The sequence below is a fragment of the Streptomyces sp. NPDC059743 genome, from assembly GCF_042732975.1.
GTDB lineage: Bacteria > Actinomycetota > Actinomycetes > Streptomycetales > Streptomycetaceae > Streptomyces.
Genome location: NZ_JBHWGS010000016.1, coordinates 177562 through 201610 on the forward strand (window position 1 = coordinate 177562; position 24049 = coordinate 201610).

Genomic DNA, 24049 nt, shown 5'->3' on the forward strand with positions numbered 1-24049 from the left:
TCGTCACTGGCCAATTCGTTCCGTCCCTTCCAGAGCGCCGATATCGGCGCGGCACAGATAGCGGACCGGCCGTATTGTCATGTCGGCGGTCGCCCACAGCGCGGAGATCGGATGTGAGGGATGCAGCCGGGGCTCGCCCCAGGCGGCGGCGTCGAACGCGGTCAGCGACGGCCGGCCACGGCCGGCCTCATGTATCTCGTAGACGCGCTCGACCTGGAGGAACCTGATACCGGCCGGCGTCCGGGCGAGCTGGAGGGCGTCGGTGAACCGCAGATCGGCGGGCGAGAGCGGACGCGGATCGAGGAGATCCAGTGCGAGAGGCCGGAGTTCACCGCAGCGGACCACCGCCGTGGAGCCGTGGTACCGGCGGCGCAGCTCCACCTCGGCCGGGCGCACCCGGTACGCCCACCGCTCGGCGAGCAGCCGCGCGGCCTCGTCGCCCTGCACGAAGCACGACACATGCATGCCACGGCTGCGCGGGCCGCTGCGGCAGATGATCCGGGTCTCCGCCAGGGTGAACGGTCCGACGTCGCTCTCCTCCGCCTTGATGACCGTCACTGTGATCGCCGGCGGATTCACCGGATGCAGGGCGGGCGGAAGGACGGCCTGCCGCGCATCACCTCGCACCTCGTACACCGCCTGGAGCACCTCGGCTCCCCGGCACACCAGAGGCTCGGTCGCGGGAGCGGTGACGAACGGCGCGTCGGCGGCCATGATCTCCGGGTCCGCGGTGCCGCTGAGCATCAGCGTCCGCCTTCCGCGAAGTGCGGCATGACCTCCGCGGCGAACAGCCGCATACTGTCGAGGACTTGCTCCTGAGGCACCAGATTCGCCGTGTTCAGAAGGAAGTTGATCGCGTCCACGCCCACCGACTCCCATACCTTGATGGCCTTGACGATCCGCTCCGGATCGCCGATCGCGACACCTTCGGGCACCGGGCGCCGCCGGCTCGGGTCGTCGTCGCGGATCTGTGCGACGCCGCCCGCCGCGAGATTGCCGAGCGACTGGTAGGCCGGTGTCGGATAGACCTCCCTGGCCCACAGCAGATTGCTGTTCAGCATGCCGAACGCGGTGAACATCGCGCCGCCCACGCGCGCCGCGACCGTGTCGTCCTCGTGGCAGAACAGATAGTTCATGGTGGCGACCTGGTCGTTGACGGCCTTGCCGACGGGATCGCACTGCTGGATCCGCTTGCGGTAGTCGGCCGTACGCCGCTCCTGCTCCTTGAAGCTCGCCGCGGCCACGCCCAGACAGCCGATCCCGCGGTCGGCGGCGTCCCGCTCGGTGCCCGGAGACGTCACCGTGACCCACAGCGGCGGATGCGGGTCCTGCGCGGGCTTGGGCAGGACGGGCCGCTCCGGGAAGGAGAAGGTGGTGCCCTCGTACCGCACCCGCTCCTCGGTCCACAGCCGTGGCAGCACATGGACGTACTCGTCCCAGGACATCTTGGTGGTGTCCGGATCGGCCCCGAAACCGCCGAGTTCCGTGATGGTCGACGCGCGCGCGGTACCCATGTCCAGCCGGCCGCCCGAGAGGATGTCGAGTGCGGCGGCGCGCTCCGCCACCCGGATGGGATGGTTGATCTGAGGTACGCACACCACACCGCCGTGGCCGACGCGGAGCCGGCTGGTCGACATCGCGACGGCGGTCAGAAAGATCTCCGGGGACGAACAGTGCGAGTACTCCTGGAGGAAGTGGTGCTCCACCGCCCAGGCCGTGGTGAAACCGAGTTCGTCCGCGAGCCGGCTCTGTTCGAGGGCGTCCCCGTACGCCTGGGCCTCGTCGCCGCGTGACAGCGGCTGCGGTACCGAAAGCTCGAAGAAGATGCCGAATTTCATGTCCCGCTCCCGTCAGACTCTCTCCGTCGTCCGTCCGTCGCTCCGCGCGCCGCGGGCGAGGGCGCGCTCTCGGGTCCGCGCACCGGGCGGCCTGCGGTCAGGACCAGCCGCGGCCGGACGACGGCGCCGATGTCGCTCAGCGGATCGCCGTCCACCGCCAGCACATCCGCGCGCCGGCCCGGCGCCAGCACGCCCGTGTCGTCCACTCCGAGCCGCTCCGCCGCCGCGGAGGTCGCGGCCACCAGCGCCTGGCGGCAGGTGAGTCCCATGCCGTCCGGGCCGACGAGGGCGGCGAGATCAGCCGGAAAACCGTCGAACGCGCGCTGCGGCACACCCGCGTCCGATCCGGCGACCATCGGCACGCCGGCCGCGACCATGCGCCGGAAGACCTCGCGGATCTGTGTCCGCCGCTCGCGAAAGCGCGGCGCGACGAGATCCGGCCCCTCCGGCCCTTCGGGCCCGGCGGTCCGCATCCGCAGGAAGGCACCGCTGATCGTGGGTACGAACGCGATACCGCGGGCGGCCATCTGAATCGCGGTCGCGGGATCGTAGGCGATTCCGTCCGCCGTCTCGAACAGGCAGTGCTCGATGGTGCGCACACCCGCGTCGACCGCCCGCCGGATGCTGACCGGATCGTAGGCGTGCGCCGAGACCGGCACCCCGAGCCGCTCGCTCTCCTCGACACACGCCCGTACCTCCTCCTCGCTGTACTGAGGCCGGCCGGGATTGGTCCTGGGCGTCAGATTGCCGCCGCTGAGCATCAGTTTGATCCAGTCGGCGCCGTCCCGGACCTGGCGTCTGACGGCGACCCGGATCTCGGCGGGCGAGTCGCACTGGTGGCTGAACCAGTGGCAGTGGCCGCCCGTGACCGTGATCGGCTGACCGCTCGTCAGCACCCGCGGTCCCGGGATCCGTCCTTCGGCCACGGCGGCGCGCAGCGGGAACGCCACCTCGTTCGGCGTTCCGAGATCGCGCACCGTCGTGACGCCCGCCTCGGCCGCGCGGCGGAGGTTCTGTACGGCCCGTACGGCCAGTGCCGCCGCTCCGGCGCGCGCCTCCCGCTTGAAGTCGCGCACCGGTGTGGCCGAGCCGGACAGCGCCATGTGCACATGGCAGTCGATCAGCCCCGGGAGCACGGTCGCTCCTGGCAGATCCAGGCGCGGCACGGTGTCCAGGTCGCCGCCGAGGTCCGCCTGCCGTCCCACCGCGCCGATCCGTGCGCCCTCCACCAGCAGGAAGCCGTCCCGGACCGGTTCGGGCGCGACACCGTCCCAGACGCGGTCGGCGGTGATCAGATACCGGTCGGGCGCCGGATCGCCCGGGCGGAGCAGGACCGCCGCAGGGCGCCGCGCGGCGCCCCGCGCCGTAACGCCGTCAGTTCGCGAGAAGACCACGCAGCACCGCCTCGACTATCCCGTGTCCGACTCCGCCGCGCAGGGTCAGGATCGACTCCGGGTGAAACTGGACGGCGGCGACCGGCAGACTCCGGTGCTCCACCGCCATGACCACTCCCTCGTCCGTGGTGGCGGTGACCTCCAGACACTCGGGCACCTGCGCCGCGAAGATCGAGTGGTACCGCCCGGCGGCGAACCGTTTCGGCAGCTCCGTGAGCAGCCTGCCGCCCGTGACATTGATCCAGGAGGTCTTGCCGTGCACCGGCTGCGGCAGCAGGGAGAGCGTGCCGCCGAAGTACTCGACGACCGCCTGGAGTCCCAGGCACACGCCGAAGACCGGGATGCCCAGCCCCAGCGCCGCACCGAGCGTTGCCGACATGCCGAAGTCGGCCGGCCGGCCCGGTCCCGGCGACAGGACCAGCAGGTCCGGCCGCTCGTCCGCCAGCACCTGGCCGCCGAGCGGCGCGCGCAGCGTACGGACGTCCGCGCCGGCCTGCCGGAAGTAGTCGGCCAGGGTGTGCACGAAGGAGTCCTGGTGGTCCGCGAGCACCAGCCGCCGAGGCAGCGGCCGTGGACCGGGCAGCGACCGAGGTCCGGCCGCGCGGCCGGAAAGAGCCATACCGGTGTCCGTACGCCCGGCGTGGCCGGATTCGTCTTGTCCGGGGGGCTCGTCCCGCCGTAACACGCTCAGCAGGGCGGACGCCTTCAGCTCCGTCTCCCGCTCCTCCTGCTCGGGAACGGAGTCGAAGAGGAGAGTGGCACCCACCCTGACCTCGGCGCGCCCGGACTTCACCCACGCCATGCGGATGGCCAGCCCGGTGTTGACGTCGCCGTTGAACCCGACATGGCCCACCGCCCCGCCGTACCAGCGCCGTACCGACGGTTCGTGGTCCTCTATGTACTGCGTCGCCCATGCCTTGGGCGCGCCGGTGACCGTGACGGCCCAGGTATGGGCGAGCAGGGCGTCCAGCCCGTCGTACTCCTTGCGCAGGACGCCCGTGACATGGTCCGCGGTGTGGATGAGCCGTGAATACAGTTCGATCTGACGCCGTCCGATCACCTGGACGCTGCCCGGTTCACAGATCCGCGCCTTGTCGTTGCGGTCGACGTCCGTGCACATGGTCAGCTCGGACTCGTCCTTCGCGGAGTTGAGCAGTGTACGGATCTGGTCGGCGTCACCGACCGCGTCGGCACCGCGCGGGACCGTTCCGCTGAGCGGGCAGGTCTCCAGCCGGCGCCCGGTGACCCGCACATACATCTCGGGCGACACTCCCACCAGGTGCTCGCCGTCCCCGAGGCTGACCAGGAATCCGTAGGGCGACGGATTCGCCTCGCGCAGCCTCCGGAACAGCTCAGCGGGCCGCTGGTCGGTGCCCTGCGAGAACGTCTGGCTCAGCACCACCTCGAAAAGGTCGCCGCGCTGGAATGCCTGGCGCGCCTCGCGGACGAGATCCGCGTACCGGCCGGGCGGCAGGCCGCGGCCCGCGCCGGGCTCACCAGGCTCACCGGATGTCCATGGGGTGCGCGGCCCTTCGCGCCGCAGACCGCGTGTGCTGCCGCCGTCGCAGCGGAACTCGTAGCGGCGGCGCTCGGCGATACCTCTGCGCGGATCCACGACGACCAGTTCGTCCGGCAGGTACAGCACCAGATCGCGCTGGTCGGCAGGGCGCTCCAGACGCAGCCGGGCGGGCTCGAACTGGAAGGCCAGGTCATAGCCGAACGCACCGTGCAGCCCCAGGTACTCGTCCTCCGAGGAGCCCAGGACCTCACAGACGACGCGCAGCACCGAGAAGGCGGACGGCCGGCGGCTGCGGCCCTCCTCGGCAAGGCAGGCGTCGGCCGTCCTGACGACGGCCGTCAGCTCCGTGCCGTCCTCGCGCACCTCGGCCACATCGTCCGCCTGCCGCAGCGCGGGACCGAAGACGGGCAGCAGAAGCCGGCCACGGTCGTTGAGGGCCGTCAGCGAGACCTCTCTGCCGCGCGCCGTGAGACACAGCGGCGGATCGACGAAACCTATCCGCCACGGCGTGTACCGGCCGGGGTACTCGGTGTCCGAGGCCAGCACCATCCCACGCCGCTCGTCCAGTGCGGCGGCGATGTCGTCCAGCACCGCGGGATCGACCGCGTGGCGCTCCCGTTCCACCGTCAGACCGCCCGCGGTCATGAACTCATCCGTGGACATGGTCGCCCTCCGGGCGGCGGCCGTCCCGGTGGTCCCGTACGCCGTGGTCCCGTACGCCGTGGTCCCGTACGTCATGGTCCCGTACGGCGCCGTCGGGTGCCTGGGCCGGTGTCCGGGACAGGAGCGATGTCGTGGACAGATGGATCGTGTCCTCGCGCTCCGGTCCGACGCTCACCGCGACGATCTCGGCGTCCAGCAGGGACGACAGCAGATCGACATACCGGCGGGCCGCGTCCGGGAGTCCGGCGGCGCCGCGGCGCGCCACCGCGGACCAGTCCTGGTCCGGCCAGCCGGCCGTGCGGCGCAGTACCGGCGTGACCGCGGCGGCGTCCGCCCGCTTGGCCGGATACCGGTCCAAGTCCTGGGCCCCGGACCGGTATCCGGTGATCACTTCGATCTCGTCCAGACCGGCCAGTACATCGATATTGGTCAGGCACAGCTCCCTGATGCCGTCGGTCTCGATGGCGCGTCTGACCATGGGCACGTCGAACCATCCCACCCGCCGCCGACGACCGGTGACCGTACCCCACTCACGGCCCCTGGTGACGAGATGGTCGGCCGTGGCGCCGTCGAGTTCGCCGACCAGCGGGCCGCCGCCGACCTGCACCATGTACGACTTGATCACGCCCAGCACACCGAACTCCTGCGCCGGCGAGGTGCCGGTGCCCACCGTCACTCCGCCCGCGGCGCTGTATCCGCTGGTGACATACGGATAGGTGCCGTGCTCCAGGTCCAGGCCGAAGCTCTGCGCGCCCTCGTAGACCAGCCGGCGTCCCTCGGAGCGGGCCTGGCGCAGCCAGCGCGACACATCGCACAGATACGGTTCCAGCTCCCGGCCCGCCGCGTTGTACTCCTTGACGAGATGCGCGACCTCGTCGGCGACCGGCCGGCGGTCCGCGGGCCGCCCGAACACCTGCTGGAGCAGGGCCCGTTTGAGCGGCACCAGACGTGACAGGCGTGTGTGCAGCAGGTGTTCATCGAGCAGATCGACCATCCGCAGACCGATCCGCGCAGACTTGTCCTCCCGGCAGGGCCCGACTCCGCGGTTGGTCGTGCCCAGCCGGCCGGTGCCGTGGACGAAGCCGTTCGCCGCGGAGGTGGCGACCTCGCTGCCGCGCCACTCCTCCTCCGCCGCGTCCTGTTCGACGTGGTACGGGAAGATCACATGCGCCGACTCGCTGATACGGAGCGAGGGATCGAATCCGGCGGCGCGGAGCTCTCCGAGTTCCGTCAGCAGGGCGAGCGGATCGATCACACATCCGTTGCCGAGGACTCCGGTGATGCCGCGCAGCACTCCGGCCGGCACCTGGACGAAGCGGTGGTCCCTGCCGTCCGCGACCACCGTGTGTCCGGTGTTCGGTCCGGCCTGGTAGCGGACGACGGCGTCCGCGCCCTCGCAGGCGATATCGGTGAACTTGCCCTTGCCCTCGTCACCGGCCTGACAGCCAACGATGATCAGGTCCATGACACACCGGTCCGTAAGGCCGGGCTCTCGGCTCCGCCCTGCCGCCGTCCTGTCGGAACGACATCGGCCAGCCGGTCGAGCACCTGGTCCAGATCCCGCGCTCCCCACACCTTGCGGCCCGTCCATGCCTCGCACAGCGAGCGGTACATCTCCGCCACCAGTTCCACCACTTCGCGCGGCAGCGGATCCGGCGCGGGCCAGGTGGACCGTGGCCGGCCCTCCCGTACCCATTCCTCCACCCGCGCCTGGAGACCGGTGGCCGTGTAGTGGTCGCGCAGCACCTGTTTGCCCACGTGCGCGCCGTCCAGCAGCAGCCGGGCCTCGTCCGGTGTGCCCGCGTGGTCCACCAGGATCAGCCGGCCCCGGTCGTCGCGGCCGAACTCCACCTTCCCGTCGGCGTGCAGCAGACCGAGGCCGCGCGCGTGGGCGGTGACGATGTCGTCCGTCTCCCTGGCGCGTTCCTCCAGTTCGGCCTGCTGCGCGTCGTCAAGGCCGCCGATCGCGGCGGCCTCGGCCCGGCCGATGAAGCGGTCGATCTCCTCCAGCTTGGTGGTGTACTCCACGACCGGGCGCGCCAGTACCGTGCCGGCTTGCGGCGGCTCGGTCAGACCGATGTCGGCGGGAGTCAGTCGGCCCAGCCGCAGCCGGCGCAGTACGGAGGAGCCCTCGGGGATGGTGTTGCGGAAGATGACCTGAAGCGGTACGAGATGGTTGATGTCGTCCGGTCCCAGCGCCCGCTTCCGCGGATCCAGCACCCGAAGGAGAGTGAACTCCATCCGGGCGGGCGGCTCGAAGCCGCGGAAGTGAGTGCGGACACCGGCGTCCGCCAGCAGGCCGAAGTTGAACGCGGCGATCCGGCAGCACGCCTGGCCCTTGTCGGGAATCCGATCGGGCATCTTCCCGAAATGGAAGACGGAGTAGTCGTCGGTGAACGTGAAGCGGCCGACGCCGCTCCGGGTGTCGGTCGGTTCCTCCCGGGCGATCAGATCCTTGGTCGAGAACCTCTTCGGCAACGTTCTCTCCTCTGCTGACGGACGGCTAGGATCAGGCGCGGATCAGACTCGGATCAGGCTCAGATCAGTCCACGAGTGTCTGGTCGTCCAGGGCGGGGATCCAGTCGACGGAGGCCGGGACATTGCGGGCGCCGCTGAACCAGAACTCGCGCACCACGCCCTCGCCGCGCAGCTCCGTGAGCCGCCGCACGGCGTCCTGCGGACGGCGGGTGAACGCGTAGCACATCGGGCCCTCGGAGCTCATCGCGATGGCGTCGATCTCCGGTCCGCGCCTGGCCTCCTCCAGGAGGAACTTCACCTGTGCGGACTGCATGTCGATCTGCTTGCGCTTGAAGTAGCTCTCGTAGGTCAGGAAGTTCACGGCCCGGCAGAAGGCCGTGTAGTCGGCCTCCAGCACCGCCGTCGCCAGGTTCATCAGCACGGCATGCGCGGTCCGCCGGGCCTCCTCGGCCGGGATCGGGAGCGTCCGGGCGAAGAACTGGCGTTCCACCTCGCCGTGCATCTGGTTGCCGTTGGGGATGATCACCAGGACCGGCCACTGCGGGAACGGCGCCGAGATCAGCACCGGAGGCCGCTTGCCGCCGCCCGCGTATCTGGTGGGGACCAGATAGCGCTTCGGGTCCTCGCCGAAGTCGTCCGGGTTGAGATGTCCGCCGTCGACCAGGAAGCCGCCGCGCTCGATCAGATTGGGACTGGCGCCGGAGGTGCCGGCTCGTCCCGCCGCTCTGGCGATGTCCGCCACCGCGACGGACCGGCCGGCGAACTGCGCGTACGCACGGCCGATCGCGACGGCGGTGGTGGTGCCGGAGCCGAACCCGGTGTGCGGCGGCAGGCCCTTGCGGATGACGACACGGGCGGACGGTCCCTGCCACGCCTCCTGAAGACGTTCCAGAAGCCCCGTGACGGCCTCGGCATGGGCCGAGCCGTTCTCGTCCGTCTCGACCTTGTTCACCTCGGACGGCAGGACCACGGCCTCCAGCCCCGGTGACCGCAGTGCCATGGACGCCATGCCGTTGCGGCGGCCGGACTCCCCGTTGAGGTCGATCAAGGTGTAACTGACGCGGCATCCCGTCCGTATGCGGACGCCCCATTCCTTTGAAATGGACTCAGCCATGTGCTCTCCCTTGTCCGCTGCGGTCGGTGGGCCAGATCCTGTCCGGGCTAGCGAGCGGCGTCGAGCCCGGAGGCCTCGACCACCAGATCCTCATAACGGGAGCCCGGTTCGATCAGTCCCCAGCGCCGCATCCAGGAATACGCCTTCTCGAACTCCAGACGGGTGTAGGGCTCCGGCTCGACATAACGCAGACGAGGCAGATGGAAGTCGTCCGGCGTGATCACGCCGTTGAACTCCTCCGGCAGTGAATCGATCAGATAGTGCAAATACGAGCGCTTGTCGGCGTTGATGGCGGTGACGGCCCGGCCGATGGCCCTGTTGCAGGCCGCGTATACGGCGGGATCGAAATCCGGCGCGGCGAGTTCCAGGCCGGCGTAGTGCGTCTCGATGACCTTCTGGAACCCCTGCTTCTCCGCCAGAGTGATCCACGGCTCGGCCAGCGCCACCACCGCGGCCTCGCCCTCCAGCACCGCGCGGTAGCCGTCGATGGTGTGGTAGCCGACCGCCTTGATCTCGTCCTGCTCCAGGAATCCCTCCAGCATCTGGATGGCGCTGTAGTGGTTGCCGTTGTGGAAGCTCACCGCGACCGGCGCGTTGGCCAGCGTCTGCGGATGGGTGTACTCCGAGCCGGGCGCCGCCAGCAGCGCCATGACGGCGACCGACGACCGCTTGCCGATGATCTTCGCTCCCCGGCGGCTGTCGTGCGCCCGCCGGATCTGTCCCCACTCACAGGCCCGGTACAGATCGACCTGACCTTCCTCGAAGGGCACATGGTTGCGGACGGAGTCGACCAGTTCATGATCGGCGACCGGCTCGGTCAGTACCTGCTCGGCCCGGTTCCGTACGAACTCGACCGCGATTCCCTCCTCGGCGAAGTAGCCGAGTTCATCGGCGGCCAGCCAGGGCAGGGCGAAAACCGCGGAAGGGCCGATTCCTTCGGTGCGAACGGTAACCGTCATGTCGCGCTCCCCTTTTCTGAGAAGTTCATGTTCGCCTGGTCAGGAATATCAGAGCATTACGCCGTGAGCAAGACCGCGCGCTTCATCGGGTGGGAAATGATTTCCCGTGTAAAAAGGCATGAAGGAAAGAGACGCAAAGAAAGAGAACTGACGGAAAACAGTCATGGTGAACCGTGCCCGTAACCGGCCGGCCGGGCATTAATTCATGGGATTAATGTGCCGCGAGAATGGTCATGTGCCTCCTACGGGCTGCCCTACCGGGGCACGCGCCTGCCGTACGTTCAGTACGGCGTGCGCCTTCGCGCTGCCGAGCGCCAGGCACTCGGGATCCGGCAGGCCCGACAGCAGGCCGGTCAGAAAGCCGGCGGCGAACGCGTCGCCGGCGCCGAGCGCGCTGGCCACTGGCGTGCCGCTCCCGGCGACCGCGTGCCGCCCGGCCGGCCCGTGGACGAGCGCGCCGCGGCTGCCCAGGGTGACGACGGCGAGCACTCCCGACCGCGCCAGCCCGGCCGCCGCCTCCTCCGCGTCCGCCGCACCGGTGAAGGCCTTCACCTCCGCCTCATTGCCGATGACCGTGCCCACGCCGTCCGCCAGCAGCGTCTCGAAACGCCGCCGGTGCGCGGCGACCAGCGCGCTGTCCGAGAGCGACAGGACCGGTGAGGCGCCCAGCGCGGTGGCCCGCCGTACGGCCGCACTCGCCACCTCCAGCCCGTCCTCGGCCGTCAGCAGATAGCCCTCCACCAGCAGACCGTCACAGCGCAGCCCATCGGCGAAGGCCGCCTCCATCCCGTCGTACAGCATCCGCAGCCGCCACGGCTCGCCCTGCCAGAGCAGGAAGGACCGGTCGCCGTCCGGCAGCAGGAGCACCAGGCACCGTCCCGTCGCGCCCGTAAGGGCCGGCTTCAGCGGTACGGCGACACCGCGGGCCGCGAGATCGTCCCTGACCGCCCGGCCGCGCCCGTCGTCCATCGAGGCGGTGAGGAGCGTCGCCCGCCCTCCGTCGGCCGCGAACGCGGCGCAGGTGTTCGCGGCGCTGCCGCCCGCCGAGAGGACGGCCGTATCGCCGGATCCCGTCAGTTCGGACACCGTCGCGTCGAGTGCCGCGAGACTGACGAAGGCCGCCGACCCGGGAGCGACTCCCAGCCGCTCGCACACCCGCGGACGCACCGCGACCACTATGTCGGCGAGTGTGTCGCCGACCGCCACGAGATGAGGGAGCGGCATCAGAAGTGCTCCACGAGATCCGCGAAACGGTCCAGTGACAGCAGCCGCTCGTGCTCCACCGGGACCGGCCGCTGTTCCAGCACCCAGGTGTCGGGATGAGGCACATGGACGGCGCGCAGCCCGGCGGTCAGCGCGGGAATGATGTCGGACTTCGGCGAGTTGCCGATCATCCAGGTCCGCTCCGCGTCCGCCTTCGCCTCCTCCACCACGGTGGTGTACGTCTCGGTGGTCTTCTCGGACACGATGACGACGTCCTCGAACAGCCCTCGCAGACCGGACGCCTCCACCTTCGCCGACTGCTCGTCGAAGTCGCCCTTGGTCAGCAGGATCAGCCGGTGCCTGGGCCGCAGATACGACAAGGTCTCGTGGACGCCGGCGATGATGACCGGGGCCTGCCGCAGAATGCGGTCGCCCAGCGCGGTGAGGACCCGCGCGTGTTCCTCGGACGCCTCCCTCGCGTGCACACGCCGGTAGCAGTCGTGCAGGCTGCGGACGAAACTCACCGCGCCGTAGCCGTACAGCTCGCAGTTGGCGGTCTCGATCTCGTCCAGAACACTCCGTAACTCCGTCCGCGTGAACGAGTCGTGGATCATCAGGTCGAGGAATTCCTCGATCGCCTGCTCGAAGTAGATGTTGTTCTCCCACAGTGTGTCGTCGCCGTCGACGAGCAGACACTGACTCTTCATCAGAGGGACCTCCAGCCCAGCCGGTTCAGTGCTCCTAGCCTGCCTCACCTACACGAGCTTGGGGATCACCTCTTCGGTGAGGAGCATGAACGAACTGTGGCTCAGCGGGGCGCACAACAGGTAGTGCAGACCGATGTCCGCCCGGAGGGACCGGATCTGCTCCGCCACCCGGTCCGGACCGCCATGGATGATGACGTCGTCCACATACCGCTCGACCCGTGACCGCCGGTCCCGCTCCGCCTGGTCCGGTGCCGCAGGGCGGATGCCCTTGGAGTACTTGCGCCGGGACGGATCGCTCATCGAGGCGACGGTCCACTCGGCACCCCGTACGGCGATCCGGCGGGCCTCCTCGTCGGTGGGCGCCACCGCGATCAGCCGCGCCATCGGGATGACCCGGCCGGCTGCCGGGTGGCCGGCTGCCGTCAGTCCCTTCAGATAGGCGGCGTACTTGGCGCCGATGTCGGCGTGCGAGGAGTGCGGGTCCATGAGGATCGAGTAACCGGCCGACGCCGCCCAGGCGATGGCGTCGGGTGAGGAGGCGGCCAGCCAGACGGGCGGATGCGGCTGCTGGAGCGGCTTCGGCAGCACCTCGATGCCTTCGAACGTGTGGAATTCACCGTGATAAGTGAGGCGTTCGTCCTGCCAGGCCCGCAGCACGATGTCCACGTTCTCCCGGAACAGCGCGTAGCTGCGGTCCAGATCGAGCCCGAAGACCTTGAACTCGCCCGGGTCGTTGCCGCGTCCCGCGCCCCAGTTGACCCGTCCGCCGGACACCATGTCCAGCAGCGCGATCTCCTCGGCGAGACGCAGCGGGTGGTACATCGCGGCCAGGGACACGGCGGTACCGATGCGCAGCCGCTCGGTTCTGGCGGCCACCAGCGCTCCCATCATGCTCACCGAGGGCGACACCGAGTAGGTCGTGAAGTGGTGTTCGGCCAGCCACACCGCTTCGTACGCACCGGACCGCTCCATGATGTCGATCCGGTCCAGCGCGCGGTTGTAGACGGTCGGCAGCGGCACCTTGCGGCCGGAGTTGGAGAAGAACTGGAGCACACCGAACTGGAGCCGTCCCTCGGCCGTCGCCATCCCGGTCACCCGAGCTTCGCCGTGCGCCGGTACGCCACGGCGGGGTCGGTGAGGACATTGACGAGATACGGCACGCCGGAGGCGAAGGCGCGGCGCAGCGCCGGCGCGATGTCGCGCGGCCTGGTCACGGTTTCGCCGGCGCCGCCCAGCGCCTCGACCAGCAGGTCGTACCGGCTGCCGGGCCGCAGATCCGCGGCGACGTCCGAACCGTAGAGTTTTCGCATGGGATGCTTCTCCAGTCCCCAGATCCCGTTGTTCCCGACGACCATCACGACCGGCAGCTTGTGGCGCACCAGCGTGTCGACATCACTCGCAGAGAAGCCGAACGCGCCGTCGCCCAGCAGCAGCACCACCTGGCGGTCCGGGTACCGGAGCCGGGCCGCCGCCGCGTAGCCCGGTCCGTTGCCGAGGCATCCGAACGGACCGGGATCGAGCCAGCAGCCCGGACGGTGGGAGTCCAGGAGCCGTCCTGCGTACGACACGAAGTCACCGCCGTCGCAGACGACGACGGCGTCCTGGTCGAGCTGTGCGCGCAGTTCGCCGATGACCCGTGCTGGATGGACCGGTGTGTGCTCCGCCGTCAGCTCCGCCTCCTCGGCGTGCCGCGCGGCCCGTTCCCGGTCCCGGAGATGCCCGATCCACTCGTTGTGATCGAGCCGGTCGCCCGGCCAGAGCGCCATCGCGTCGAGGATCGCCGCGAGGTCGCCGGCGGGTGCCGCGGCCGTCGGGACATGTGTCGCCCGTAGGCCCGGATCGTCGACGACATGGACGATCCGCGCGGCCGGAAACCGTCCGAACGACAGCCGGAAGTCGAGCGGAGTACCGACGACCACGACCGCGTCCGCCTCCTTCAGCGCGTCCCTGGTCCTGGCGAAGGCGAGTTCATGGCCCGGCGGCAGACAGCCGCGTCCCTGCCCGTTCATGAACGTGGGTACGCGCAGCGCCTCGACGCACCGGCGCAGGGCGTCCCAGGCGCCGCCCCACCACACATCGCCGCCCGCGACCAGCACCGGCCGCCGTGCGGTGGCCATGATCTCGGCGGCCCTGGCGGTCTCCTCCGGATCGCCGGGCTCCGCGGACACCGGTGTGACAGACGGGAGTTGGACACTCGCCCGCCGGTGCATCACATCGATGGGAATGTCGAGGAAGACGGGACCGCGGTGCGGCGTGGCCGCCGTCGCCGCGGCCTCCTGGACGGCTGCGGCGATCGCGTCGGTACGGGTCACCGTGCCCGCCCGTTTGGTGACCGGCGCGACCAGCGGGACATGGTCGAACTCCTGGAGCGAACCGGATCCCCAGCGCCGCTGGGACGCCCGTCCCGCGAGCAGCACGAGCGGTGAGCCGTTGGCCTGGGCCGTGGCCAGGGCGCTGATGCCATTGGTGACGCCCGGTCCGGCGGTCAGCAGCGCCACGCCCGGCCGCCGTGTCAGCTTGGCGAGGGCTTCCGCGGCGAAAACGGCCGTCTGCTCGTGGCGGACGTCGATGATCCGCATCCCGTCCTGCGCGGCGGCGTGCAGGACGGAGAAGATATGGCCGCCGGAGAGTGTGAACAGCGTGTCCACACCGACGGACCGCAGCGCCGCGACCGCCAGCTGCCCGCCCTCGCCCTCGACCGCCATGGCCGTACTCACCGTTCCGTCGCGAGGGTGCGACAAGCTGTTCCCGTCCATGCCCGCTCCGTCGGTCGGCTTTTCCTGTTATCGGGCTGTTCGTGCTGCCGGACTGCTCGCGCTGCCGGGCTACTCGCGCTGTGTCCCCACTCGTAGCTGGTTGAAGGGCACATCGCGGTCGGTCTCCGGCTCACGCGGCAGCCCGAGGACGCGTTCGCCGATCAGATTGCGCTGGATCTCGTCCGTACCGCCGGCGATCGACAGGGCCTGGACGGACAGGGCCATCTGCTGGAACGCTCCGCCGCCGGTGGTCTCCTCGCCGGTCAGCAGGGACTCTGCGCCCAGCAGCGACAGACTGATGTCACGTGCCTGACGGCCCACTTCGGAGCCGGCGAGCTTGCCGAGGGAGACCTCGGGCCCGGGCTTGCGTCCCTGTCTCCGGGCGGACCGCAACAGCATGTTGCGCAGCCGGTTGGTCTCGTACGTCCCGTGCACGGCCGCGAGCCGCTGGCGGACCACCGGATCGTCGGAGCGGCCGACCTGCCGCGCCAGCGCGATCAGCGCCGGGGGAGTGCGGACACCGCGGACGACCGGCCGCTCCCGCTCCGCGGACCGGCTCTCCTCGGCCAGCTCCCGGATGCTGCGGTCGAGCGTTCCGTTGCGCCGGCCCGGTGAGGCGATACGCGCCGGGCGCAGCACTCCGCCGCCGCCCACTTCCTCGCGTTCGTACGACACACTCGCCAGGGCCATCGGCCAGCCCTGGGCGAGACCGCCGACGAGCTGGTCCGGCGGTACGGCCACATCGGTGAGGAACACCTCGTTGAACGAGGCGCGTCCGTTCATCTGCCGGATCGGCCGTACCTCCACGCCCGGCTGGTCCAGGTCGACAACGAAGTAGCTGATCCCACGGCGTTTGGGTACGGCGGAGTCGGTCCTTGCCAGGGCCAGTCCGCGGTCCGCGCCCTCGGCCTCCCGGGACCACAGCTTCTGGCCGTTCAGCAGCCATCTCCGCCCGTCCCAGTCGGCGCGCAGCTGAAGGCTCGCCAGATCGGATCCGGCGCCCGGTTCACTGAAGAGCTGGCACCAGGACTCCGCGCCCGCGGCCAGCGCGGGCAGCCAGCGGCGGCGCTGCTCGTCGCTGCCGTACTCGATGAGGATCGGGCCGCCCACCATCTGGCCGACACCGCCCGGCGGTCCGAGCGCACCGGCCCGGGTGATCTCCTCGGTGATCCGCCGTGCTTCTTTCCTGCGCAGACCACGACCGCCCATTCCGGCGGGCCAGGTGGGAAATGCGAATCCGGCGGCGGCCAGCGATTTCCACCAGGCACCGACCGTCAGATCATCGCGCCAGTTCAGTCTGAGCCATTCCCTGGCTTCTTCATGTAAATTACTTGTTAACTCGGAATCCGAATCCTGCGACACCCGTCACTCACCTCCGGAGCGTTCGGTGATAATTCCGCAGACCGTCCGACCGTGCCGAGCACTGGGAATTGGCCGGGCGCCGGAAGAGCGCTGCCGGTGCTCAATGATCGAGTACCTTCGACGCGGGTATGCCGACCGGAGTCAGCATACCGACGCGCGAGACGACAGCAATACCAGGCATCGATTGAATATTCATCTGGCTTATATCGTTCGGCCCGCGCCCGGCCGGCGCGGGACGGAAACGGACGGGTTCAGACGGCCGGCTGCCGTACTGACGCGCGTAGCAGCAGAGTGCCGACGAGACAGACGACGAGCACCGTGGGCGCCACGGCCCACCAGCCGCCCGCCGACAGCAGCATCAGACTGACCAGCGGCGGACCGGCCAGCGAGCCGGCGCTGCCGATCTGGGCCAGCAGACCGTTGGCGACACTGATGTCGGACGGCCTGGACACGACCACCGGAATCATCGCGAACGCGGCGGCCACGACGAGTTCGTTGGCCAGGGCGACCAGCAGCGCGCCCGCCGCACTGAGCCCGATCCCGCCGGACTGCTGGAACGCGACCGCCGCGCCGAGCGGCATCAGCAAGGCCGCAGCGAAGACATGCCGGGCCGCCACGCCCCGGCGCAGCAGCCAGCCGCTGAGAAAGCCGCCCACCGTGCCGATCAGCGACACCAGGCCGATCATGCTTCCCGCCGCCGCCATGGACGCGCCCAGCTTCTCGTGCAGATAGGTCGGCAGCAGGGAGACGACGGCGACGATCGTGCCACTGGCGGTGGCGAAGCCCAGCGCCAGCAGGACCGGTCTGCGCAGGGCGCGCGCCCGCTCGCCCGGCGACTCGGCCACGGGCGGAGCGATCGGCTCGGTGGCACCGGACCCGGGCGTGCTCAGCGCGAACACGGCGGCGGCTCCCACGGCGAGCAGGACGCCCGACTGCGCGGCGAGCCAGCCGCGCCAGCCGAACGAGGTGGACAGCAGGCCGCCCGCGAACAGTCCCAGGGCCAGACCGACCGGGAAGTAGGTGCCCCAGATGGCCAGTGCCGTGATCCGCCGGGCGCCGCCGCCCATCGCGATGATCACCGCGGGCGCGGCCACCACGACGGCGACATAGCCGATGCCCTCGATCAACCGGGTGGTGATCATCGGCCCGAATCCGTCCACCCGTGACTCCATGAACCCGGCGGCGGCCATGACGGCACAGCCCGCCAGCAGCGTCCACCGCAGGGCGAGCCGTCCGATGAGATAGCTCACCGGGATGCCGAACAGCGCCGCCACCGCCGTGATCGAGGAGGTGACCAGAGACATCTGGTCGAGAGAGAGGCCCAGCGCCGCGCGCACGTCGACCGAGATCGGCGCCATCTTGCCGAGGCTGGTGGCCGCGAGAACTCCGCAGAGGTATACGAGTGCGAATGTCGACCAGTAGGTCCACGACCAGCGCGGAATATTCGGTTCCGAGGTGTCTTCCGGCGCCTCTTCCGGCACGTCGCCGGACGGTTCCGGCACCTTTGCGGCAGTTTTCGTGCCGGGTCTCGCCGGCCGTTCGCTCAATCGCTTCTTCCCTAAGTACACAGGTCCGGCATCGTAGCCAAGACGCGGGTGCTCCGGCAACGCGGTTGCCTCGGCAAGGAGACGTCGCACGGCACCGAACTCCCGGTCCAGCCCATTATTAGCTGACTTTCGGACGTCCCATATCGACCGGGTCCATAATCCGGGGCAGGCACATATTCTGTCGGAGTGCCCGGCGGCAGTCGTCCGCCGAACCGCGAACCCGAACCGCGAACCCGAACCCGCCCGACGTCGGCATGGGAAGGGCTTATATGTCCAGTGGCCAGACGGATCTTCGACTCAAATACGGTCTGAATCCTCAGCAGGCCGAGGCCGTGGCGGCGACCACCGACGGCGGCCCGCTGCCCTTCACGGTCCTCAGCGGCACTCCCTCCACACTGAATCTGCTGGACGCGCTCCAGGGCTGGCAGCTCGTCCGGGCGGCCGGCGCCGCTCTCGGGCTGCCCGCCGCGGCGTCGATCAAGCATGTCTCCCCGGCCGGCGCCGCCGTCGCCGGTGAGACCGACGCGGTGACACGGGCGACGTTCGGGCTGGAGGACGAACCGTCCGCCGTGGCCGGTGCCTACGCGCGCGCCCGGGACTGTGATCCGCGCTCGTCGTACGGCGATATGGTCGCTGTGTCCGACACGGTCGACATGGCCACCGCCCGGCTGCTGGCCCGGGTCGTCTCGGACGGCATCATCGCGCCGGACTTCGAGCCCGGAGTGGTCTCCGTACTGGCGCGCAAGAAGCGCGGAGCGTTTCTCGTCCTGCGGATGGATCCCGGCCACAAGCCGCCCGGCACGGAGGTCAGGGATGTCTACGGAGTCCGGATCACCCAGGACGCGGATCCGCTCGTACTGGACGAGCAGGTGCTCGGCGAGGCCGGTGCGATGTCCGAGGAGCAGCGCCGCGACGCCGTGCTCGGTCTGATCGCGGCCCGCTACGCGCAGTCCAACTCGGTGACCTATGTCGCCGGCGGCGCGACGATCGGCATCGGTACGGGACAGCAGTCGCGGGTGGACTGCGTCCGGCTGGCCGGGGAGAAGGCCGACCGGTGGCGGCTGCGGCGGCATCCGCGCGTGGCGGCCACCCGCTTCCCGGACGGTATGCCGCTCCAGGAGCGGGTCAACTGGGTGATGCGGCTGGTCGAAGGCGGCCTGAGCCCGCGGGAGTCGGCAGCGCTCACGCGCTTTCCCGAGCCCGTGCGGGCGCTCGGCGCCGAGGAGAAGCGCGACTGGCTGCCGGGTAAGACACCGTGCGTCCTCGCCTCCGACGCCTATCTGCCGTTCCGCGACAATGTCGACGTCGCGGCCCGGCACGGAGTGCGCGGCATCGTGGAGGGCGGCGGATCACGCCGGAGTCAGGACGTCGAAACGGCCTGCGAGGAGCACGGCATCGCGCTGGTCCGCACCGGACTGCGGTTGTTCCACCACTGACCGGGGGAGCGGAATGCCGAACAGACCACCGGCCGGTCATGAATTACCGGCCGGCTATCAACCACCGCCCGGCTTCGACGACTTACGGATCGAGGACCTGGTCGGGCGGCGCAGCCTGAAGTGGGCGCGGCACGGCCCCGGCGTGCTCGGCGCCTGGATCGCGGAGATGGACTTCGCACTGGCGCCCGCGATCCGCCGGGCACTGCACGACGCGGTCGAGCGCGGTGAGACCGGCTATCCGCTCCGCGACATCCGTACGGGACTGCCCTCCGCCTGTGCCGACTGGCTCCTGCGGACCTTCGACTGGTCGGTCCCGGCCGAGTGGATCTTCCTGCTGCCCGATGTGGTCACCGGGATCGGACTCGGTATCAGCGCCTACAGCAGGCCCGGCAGCGCCGTGGTGGTGCCCACGCCCGCCTATCCGCCGTTCTTCGAGATCGCCGCGGCGGAGGGCCGCGAGGTGGTCGAGGTGGCGATGGCGTCCGACGGAGGCCGGCCCGTACTGGACATCGAGGCGATCGACACGGCGCTCGCGGACGGCGCGGGGACGGTGCTGCTGTGCAATCCGCACAATCCCATGGGACGAGTCTTCACCAGAACCGAACTGCTGGCCCTGAGCCGGTGCGTCGATGCCCGGGGCGCCCGCGTCATAGCCGACGAGATCCATGCGCCGCTCGTCTACCCGGGCCATGAGCATGTGCCCTATGCCTCCCTCTCGCCCGAGGCCGCCGCGCACACCATCACGCTGACCTCCGCCTCCAAGGGCTGGAACACCGCGGGCCTCAAGTGCGCCCAGGCCATTCTGACCAGCGAGCAGGACGTGGTGCGATGGCGCACACTGCCGTTCCACTCCCGGCACGGAGCGAGCACCTTCGGTATCGCCGCCGGCCTCGCCTCGTACACCGAAGGCGACTCCTGGCGGCAGGACGCGCTCCGCTATCTCGACGCCAACCGCCGGTTCCTGACCCGGGTCCTGGCGGACGAGCTGCCCATGATCGGCTATCGGCAGCCCGAAGCCACCTATCTGGCCTGGCTCGACTGCCGGAGCCTTGGACTTGACGATCCGTCAGGACATCTGCTGCGGCAGGGCGGTGTCGCACTGAGCGACGGAGCGGTATTTGGAGCGGCCGGGCAAGGCTTCGTCCGGATCAACTTCGCGACCTCGCGGGCCATCCTCGAACGCATCGTCACCGCACTCGTCGCGTCCCTCCGCGCCCTGCCCAGGCAGGGCGCGTGAACGCCCAGCATGTTCGGCCTCCGTACGCCGCCCCCGTACGCCACCTCCGTACGACCTGTTCACACGAGCCCGGGATGGTAGTCATGTCAACGGGAATCAAGCACGGCGCCCTCTTCGCGACCTCGGTCGAAGTGGTCTGTACGGTCAACGGCCGGCCGGTCCGGCTGCTGCTGGATCCACGTGAATCCCTGCTCGACGTCGTGCGCGAGCGGCTGGCGCTGACCGGCACCAAGAAGGGCTGCGACCAGGGCCAGTGCGGTGCCTGTACGGTCCATCTCGACGGGCGCCGGGTCCTGGCGTGTCTGACACCGGCGGTCCACGCACAGGACGCGGACGTCCTGACGATCGAAGGGCTGGCGGAACCGGACGGCACACCGCATCCGGTGCAGCAGGCGTTCATCGACCATGACGCCTTGCAGTGCGGATACTGCACACCGGGCCAGATCATGTCGGCGGTGGCGTGCATAGCCGAGGGCCACGCCGGCAACGACGACCAGATCCGGGAGTATCTCAGCGGCAATCTCTGCCGCTGCGGCGCGTATCCGGGAATCCTGGCCGCGGTCCAGCAGGCCGCCCGCGCCGCCGCGGAGGGCTGAGGCGATGCGGCCGTTCGGCTACGCCGCGCCGGCCACCCTCGCGGAGGCCGTCGAGGCCCTGGCGGCCGGCGGGCCCGGCACCAAGGTCCTGGCCGGCGGCACCACGCTGTACGACCTGATGAAACTGGGCGTCGAGCGGCCGACCGCCGTGGTCGACATCCACCACCTCGCCGAACTGGCCGGCTTCGACACCACGGGACGCGACGAACTCGTCTTCGGAGCCGGTGCGCGGCTGGCGGACCTGGCCGAGGACCCGGTCCTGCGGCGCGACTGTCCGGCGCTGGCCGAGTCGCTGGCCAAGGCCGCCTCCCAGCAGTTGCGCAACAGCGCCACGGCGGGCGGCAGTCTGCTCCAGCGCACCCGGTGCGGCTACTTCCGCGGCGGGCCGCCGTATCCCTGCAACAAGCGCCGGCCGGGCAGTGGATGCGCGGCGCGCGACGGTACGGACCGGCAGCACGCCGTGCTCGGTACGAGCGAGTCGTGCGTGGCCGCGTATCCCGGCGACTGGGCCGTGGCACTGCTCGCCTTCGACGCCCGGCTGGACCTCCTCGGGCCGGACGGCCCGAGGACGATACCGCTGTCCGCGCTGCACCGGGAGCCCGGCGACACACCGCAGCACGAGCACACACTCGCCGACGGTGAACTCATCGTCCGCATCAGGGTTCCGGTCTCCGCGACGGCGCGCGGCTCCGCCTTCCACAAGGTCCGGGACCGGGAGTCCTTCGCGTTCGCGCTGGCCTCCGCCGCGGTCGCCGTCCGTCTCGGCCGGCGCGGCACCGTCCAGGACTGCCGTATCGCCCTCGGCGGGCTCGCCACCCGGCCCTGGCGCGCCCATGAGGCCGAACGGACGCTGCTCGGCGAGGAGTTGACCGAGCGGAGCGCCCTGCTGGCCGGAGAGGCGGCGCTCGTCGGCGCCCGGCCGGGCACACACAACGGTTTCAAAGTGGCACTGGGCATCCGTACCGTGGCGGACGCGCTGCGTGCCGCCGGACGGCGGGCCGCCTCATGAGAGGTCCCGCGCGGCCCGTGCCACGGGTGGACGCCGCTGACAAGGTCACCGGCAGGACCCGCTACAGCGCCGACCACTGCCCGCCCGGCACACTGCACGCCATGCTGGTCCCGGCGTCGATCGGGCGAGGGCGCGTTGTCCGGCTGGAGACGGAGGCCGCCCGCGCCGTCCCGGGCGTACGGCTGGTCCTCACCCGGCTCGACGCGGAGCAGGTGCGCTCTCCCGGCTTTCCGCAGAGCGGCTCGGGCTACGGCTTCCAGAGCCTCCAGCCGCTCCTGGACGACCGTGTCGCCTACCGCGGTCAGCCGATCGCGCTGGTCGTGGCGGACACACTGGTGGCGGCCGTCGAGGCGGCCGGACTGGTCGACGCCCGTTACGAAGCCGAACCGGTGGCGGTCACGCTCGACGCCGAGGGCGCGGAAACGGTCGTACAGGCCGAGGAGTTCCCCGGCATCCGGCGATTCGCGGACATCGAGGTGGGCGACGCCGACATGGCCTTCGCGTCGAGCCCCGTCCAGGTCGACATGACGTTCGACTTCGGCCCTCAGCACCATGCCCCGATGGAGCTGCTGGCCACCGTCGTCGAGTGGCACGGCGAGAGACTGGTCGTGCACGAGAGCACCCAGAACACCGGCGCCGTCAAGCACGGCCTCGCGAAGGTGCTGGGCATCGATCCCGCCCGTATCGAGGTCATCTGCCCGCAGGCGGGCGGCAGTTTCGGCCAGAAGACCTGGCTCCAGCCGCATGTCGCCCTGCTCGCGGTGGCCGCGGCCCGGCTCGGCCGGCCGGTCAAGTTCGTCATGCCGAGGAAGCAGACCTTCCTCGCCACCAGTTTCCGTCCGGCCAGCCGCCACCGGCTGCGGCTCGGCGCGGACGCCTCGGGACGGCTGCTGGCCGCCATCCACGAGACACGGTCACAGACGTCCCGGCATGACCTGTTCGCGTCCGACTACCCTTCGATCACCGCGCGGTTGTACGGCATCGGCGACTTCCGGGGCACCCAGCACCTCACCCGTACCGATGTGCCGACGCCCGGCTTCATGCGCGCGCCCTTCGAACATGTCAGCGCGTTCGCCCTGGAGTCGGCCGTCGACGAGATCGCGTACGCCACCGGCCGGGACCCGGTGGCGCTGCGGCTGGACAACGACACCGCCACCGATCCGGTCACCGGCAATCCGTTCTCCTCCCGCCATCTCGCCGAGTGCCTGCGCCGCGGCGCGGCGATGTTCGGCTGGGCGGCCCGTACGGCGGAGCCCGGCTCGATGCGGGACGAGGACGGCGCGCTGGTCGGCTGGGGCGTCGCGGCCGGTGCCTACCGGGCCTCCGCGGCACCCGGTGTGGCCCGGCTGCGTGCGGACGCCGAGGGCCGGATCGCCGTCGATGTGACCGGTCATGAGATGGGACAGGGGCTCTACACGGCGGTCGCCCGGACGGTGGCCCTCGACCTCGGTGTCCCGGCCGACGGGATACGGGTCGGCCTCGGGGACACCAGGAGCGCGCCTCAGCATCTGACCGCCGGCTCCTGGGGCACCGCCACCGCGCTGGCCGCCGTCCATGCCGCGCTGCGGGAACTGCGCACGCGTCTGGGCGTGCCCGACGACGGTCCGGTCGATGTGGCCGCCGCGGTCGCCGCGACCGGCCGGCCGGAGGTCGCCGTCGAAGCCGTCACCCGGGCGCCCGGCCAGTCCGTCCAGGCCGTGGACCGGCTGAACGCCGGTCTGTCCGCGCCGGCCGGTCCCGAGTACCGCGGGTTCTCGGCGTTCAGCTTCGTCGCGCACTTCGCCGAGGTCCGGGTCGTGGTGGAGACCGGCCGTGTCCGGGTGTCTCGGGTGGTCAGCGTGGTGGACTGCGGCCGGGTCGCCAGCCCGGTGACCGCGCTCAGCCAGATCCGCGGCGGTGTCGTCTGGGGCATCGGCGCGACACTGCGGGAGGGCAGTGAACCCGACCCGCTTTACGGCGGGTTCGTCAACGCCGACCTGGCCGACTATGTCGTTCCGGTCAGCTCCGACATCGGCCGGATCGAGGTCGCCTTCATCGACGAACCCGATCCTCTGCTCAACGCTCCCGGCGTGAAAGGAGCCGGCGAGATCGCTTTCGTCGGAGTGGCGCCCGCGATAGCCAACGCGCTCCACCATGCCACCGGCCGGCGCCACCGCAGACTGCCCATCCGACTGGAGGACATCCTGTGAACGCCCAGAGTCTGTCCGGCCGTCGGCGCGGGCCCCGACCTC

At 70.4% G+C, this 24049-nt stretch carries 19 protein-coding genes; 5 read left to right on the top strand and 14 right to left on the bottom strand.

The window, feature by feature from the left end; genetic code table 11:
* Window positions 1-3: 3 nt before the first annotated feature.
* The 14 genes from ACFV6H_RS27540 to ACFV6H_RS27605 all read right to left on the bottom strand — a co-directional run bounded on the left by ACFV6H_RS27540 (window position 4) and on the right by ACFV6H_RS27605 (window position 17495).
* Window positions 4-744: an acetoacetate decarboxylase family protein gene (locus tag ACFV6H_RS27540; protein WP_385547121.1), complete on the bottom strand. Its 741-nt coding sequence runs from the start codon at window positions 742-744 to the stop codon at window positions 4-6.
* Window positions 744-1838 (bottom strand): LLM class flavin-dependent oxidoreductase, encoded by a 1095-nt coding sequence (locus ACFV6H_RS27545; RefSeq protein ID WP_384789602.1) that lies wholly within the window; start codon window positions 1836-1838, stop codon window positions 744-746. The genes ACFV6H_RS27540 and ACFV6H_RS27545 overlap by 1 nt, the downstream gene beginning before the upstream one ends.
* Window positions 1835-3232, bottom strand: a complete 1398-nt coding sequence (locus ACFV6H_RS27550) for an amidohydrolase family protein (protein ID WP_385547125.1) — start codon at window positions 3230-3232, stop codon at window positions 1835-1837. The genes ACFV6H_RS27545 and ACFV6H_RS27550 overlap by 4 nt, the downstream gene beginning before the upstream one ends.
* Window positions 3213-5414 (bottom strand): anthranilate synthase component I, encoded by a 2202-nt coding sequence (locus tag ACFV6H_RS27555; RefSeq protein WP_385547128.1) that lies wholly within the window; start codon window positions 5412-5414, stop codon window positions 3213-3215. The genes ACFV6H_RS27550 and ACFV6H_RS27555 overlap by 20 nt, the downstream gene beginning before the upstream one ends.
* On the bottom strand, window positions 5401-6879 hold the full coding sequence (locus ACFV6H_RS27560) for an adenylosuccinate synthase (protein ID WP_385547131.1): 1479 nt from the start codon (window positions 6877-6879) through the stop codon (window positions 5401-5403). Before ACFV6H_RS27560 ends, ACFV6H_RS27555 begins: the two co-directional genes overlap by 14 nt.
* Window positions 6870-7892: a phosphoribosylaminoimidazolesuccinocarboxamide synthase gene (locus tag ACFV6H_RS27565; RefSeq protein ID WP_384975364.1), complete on the bottom strand. Its 1023-nt coding sequence runs from the start codon at window positions 7890-7892 to the stop codon at window positions 6870-6872. The genes ACFV6H_RS27560 and ACFV6H_RS27565 overlap by 10 nt, the downstream gene beginning before the upstream one ends.
* 64 nt (window positions 7893-7956) lie before the next feature.
* Window positions 7957-9006, bottom strand: coding sequence for a beta-ribofuranosylaminobenzene 5'-phosphate synthase family protein (locus tag ACFV6H_RS27570; RefSeq protein ID WP_384975362.1), 1050 nt, complete (start codon window positions 9004-9006; stop codon window positions 7957-7959).
* A 47-nt stretch (window positions 9007-9053) separates the two neighbouring features.
* Window positions 9054-9965 (bottom strand): ABC transporter substrate-binding protein, encoded by a 912-nt coding sequence (locus ACFV6H_RS27575; RefSeq protein WP_385547134.1) that lies wholly within the window; start codon window positions 9963-9965, stop codon window positions 9054-9056.
* Window positions 9966-10196: 231 nt separating this feature from the next.
* Window positions 10197-11189, bottom strand: a complete 993-nt coding sequence (locus ACFV6H_RS27580; RefSeq protein ID WP_385547137.1) for a PfkB family carbohydrate kinase — start codon at window positions 11187-11189, stop codon at window positions 10197-10199.
* Window positions 11189-11875, bottom strand: coding sequence for an HAD family hydrolase (locus ACFV6H_RS27585; RefSeq protein WP_384975359.1), 687 nt, complete (start codon window positions 11873-11875; stop codon window positions 11189-11191). The genes ACFV6H_RS27580 and ACFV6H_RS27585 overlap by 1 nt, the downstream gene beginning before the upstream one ends.
* A gap of 48 nt (window positions 11876-11923) precedes the next feature.
* The gene (locus ACFV6H_RS27590) at window positions 11924-12961 is read right to left on the bottom strand and encodes an LLM class flavin-dependent oxidoreductase (RefSeq protein ID WP_385547142.1); all 1038 of its coding nucleotides are present in this window, start codon (window positions 12959-12961) and stop codon (window positions 11924-11926) included.
* 5 nt (window positions 12962-12966) lie between these two features.
* Window positions 12967-14631 (bottom strand): acetolactate synthase, encoded by a 1665-nt coding sequence (locus ACFV6H_RS27595; protein ID WP_385547145.1) that lies wholly within the window; start codon window positions 14629-14631, stop codon window positions 12967-12969.
* A gap of 69 nt (window positions 14632-14700) precedes the next feature.
* Window positions 14701-15993 (bottom strand): acyl-CoA dehydrogenase family protein, encoded by a 1293-nt coding sequence (locus tag ACFV6H_RS27600; RefSeq protein ID WP_385547150.1) that lies wholly within the window; start codon window positions 15991-15993, stop codon window positions 14701-14703.
* A gap of 251 nt (window positions 15994-16244) precedes the next feature.
* Window positions 16245-17495, bottom strand: a complete 1251-nt coding sequence (locus ACFV6H_RS27605; protein WP_385547153.1) for a nitrate/nitrite transporter — start codon at window positions 17493-17495, stop codon at window positions 16245-16247.
* A gap of 314 nt (window positions 17496-17809) precedes the next feature.
* Here ACFV6H_RS27605 and ACFV6H_RS27610 point away from each other — a divergent pair, with 314 nt between their 5' ends.
* From ACFV6H_RS27610 to ACFV6H_RS27630, 5 genes are all read left to right on the top strand, one after another.
* Window positions 17810-18976 carry a phosphoribosylaminoimidazolecarboxamide formyltransferase gene (locus tag ACFV6H_RS27610; protein ID WP_385547156.1) on the top strand — a complete coding sequence of 389 codons (1167 nt, stop codon included), beginning with the start codon at window positions 17810-17812 and terminating at the stop codon, window positions 18974-18976.
* 13 nt (window positions 18977-18989) lie between these two features.
* Window positions 18990-20213 (top strand): MalY/PatB family protein, encoded by a 1224-nt coding sequence (locus ACFV6H_RS27615; protein ID WP_385547159.1) that lies wholly within the window; start codon window positions 18990-18992, stop codon window positions 20211-20213.
* 83 nt (window positions 20214-20296) lie between these two features.
* Window positions 20297-20809: a (2Fe-2S)-binding protein gene (locus ACFV6H_RS27620; RefSeq protein WP_385547162.1), complete on the top strand. Its 513-nt coding sequence runs from the start codon at window positions 20297-20299 to the stop codon at window positions 20807-20809.
* 4 nt (window positions 20810-20813) lie between these two features.
* Entirely contained in the window at window positions 20814-21818 is a 1005-nt protein-coding gene (locus tag ACFV6H_RS27625; protein WP_385547165.1) for an FAD binding domain-containing protein, read from the top strand.
* A 26-nt stretch (window positions 21819-21844) separates the two neighbouring features.
* Window positions 21845-24007: a xanthine dehydrogenase family protein molybdopterin-binding subunit gene (locus ACFV6H_RS27630; RefSeq protein ID WP_385547168.1), complete on the top strand. Its 2163-nt coding sequence runs from the start codon at window positions 21845-21847 to the stop codon at window positions 24005-24007.
* Window positions 24008-24049 lie beyond the last annotated feature (42 nt).

Coding starts and splice junctions, on each gene's coding strand:
- ACFV6H_RS27540 (WP_385547121.1), bottom strand. CDS start 744: ATGCTCAGCGGCACCGCGGACCCGGAGATCATGGCCGCCGACGCGCCG.
- ACFV6H_RS27545 (WP_384789602.1), bottom strand. CDS start 1,838: ATGAAATTCGGCATCTTCTTCGAGCTTTCGGTACCGCAGCCGCTGTCA.
- ACFV6H_RS27555 (WP_385547128.1), bottom strand. CDS start 5,414: ATGTCCACGGATGAGTTCATGACCGCGGGCGGTCTGACGGTGGAACGG.
- ACFV6H_RS27560 (WP_385547131.1), bottom strand. CDS start 6,879: ATGGACCTGATCATCGTTGGCTGTCAGGCCGGTGACGAGGGCAAGGGC.
- ACFV6H_RS27570 (WP_384975362.1), bottom strand. CDS start 9,006: ATGGCTGAGTCCATTTCAAAGGAATGGGGCGTCCGCATACGGACGGGA.
- ACFV6H_RS27575 (WP_385547134.1), bottom strand. CDS start 9,965: ATGACGGTTACCGTTCGCACCGAAGGAATCGGCCCTTCCGCGGTTTTC.
- ACFV6H_RS27580 (WP_385547137.1), bottom strand. CDS start 11,189: ATGCCGCTCCCTCATCTCGTGGCGGTCGGCGACACACTCGCCGACATA.
- ACFV6H_RS27585 (WP_384975359.1), bottom strand. CDS start 11,875: ATGAAGAGTCAGTGTCTGCTCGTCGACGGCGACGACACACTGTGGGAG.
- ACFV6H_RS27590 (WP_385547142.1), bottom strand. CDS start 12,961: ATGGCGACGGCCGAGGGACGGCTCCAGTTCGGTGTGCTCCAGTTCTTC.
- ACFV6H_RS27595 (WP_385547145.1), bottom strand. CDS start 14,631: ATGGACGGGAACAGCTTGTCGCACCCTCGCGACGGAACGGTGAGTACG.
- ACFV6H_RS27610 (WP_385547156.1), top strand. CDS start 17,810: ATGTCCAGTGGCCAGACGGATCTTCGACTCAAATACGGTCTGAATCCT.
- ACFV6H_RS27615 (WP_385547159.1), top strand. CDS start 18,990: ATGCCGAACAGACCACCGGCCGGTCATGAATTACCGGCCGGCTATCAA.
- ACFV6H_RS27620 (WP_385547162.1), top strand. CDS start 20,297: ATGTCAACGGGAATCAAGCACGGCGCCCTCTTCGCGACCTCGGTCGAA.
- ACFV6H_RS27625 (WP_385547165.1), top strand. CDS start 20,814: ATGCGGCCGTTCGGCTACGCCGCGCCGGCCACCCTCGCGGAGGCCGTC.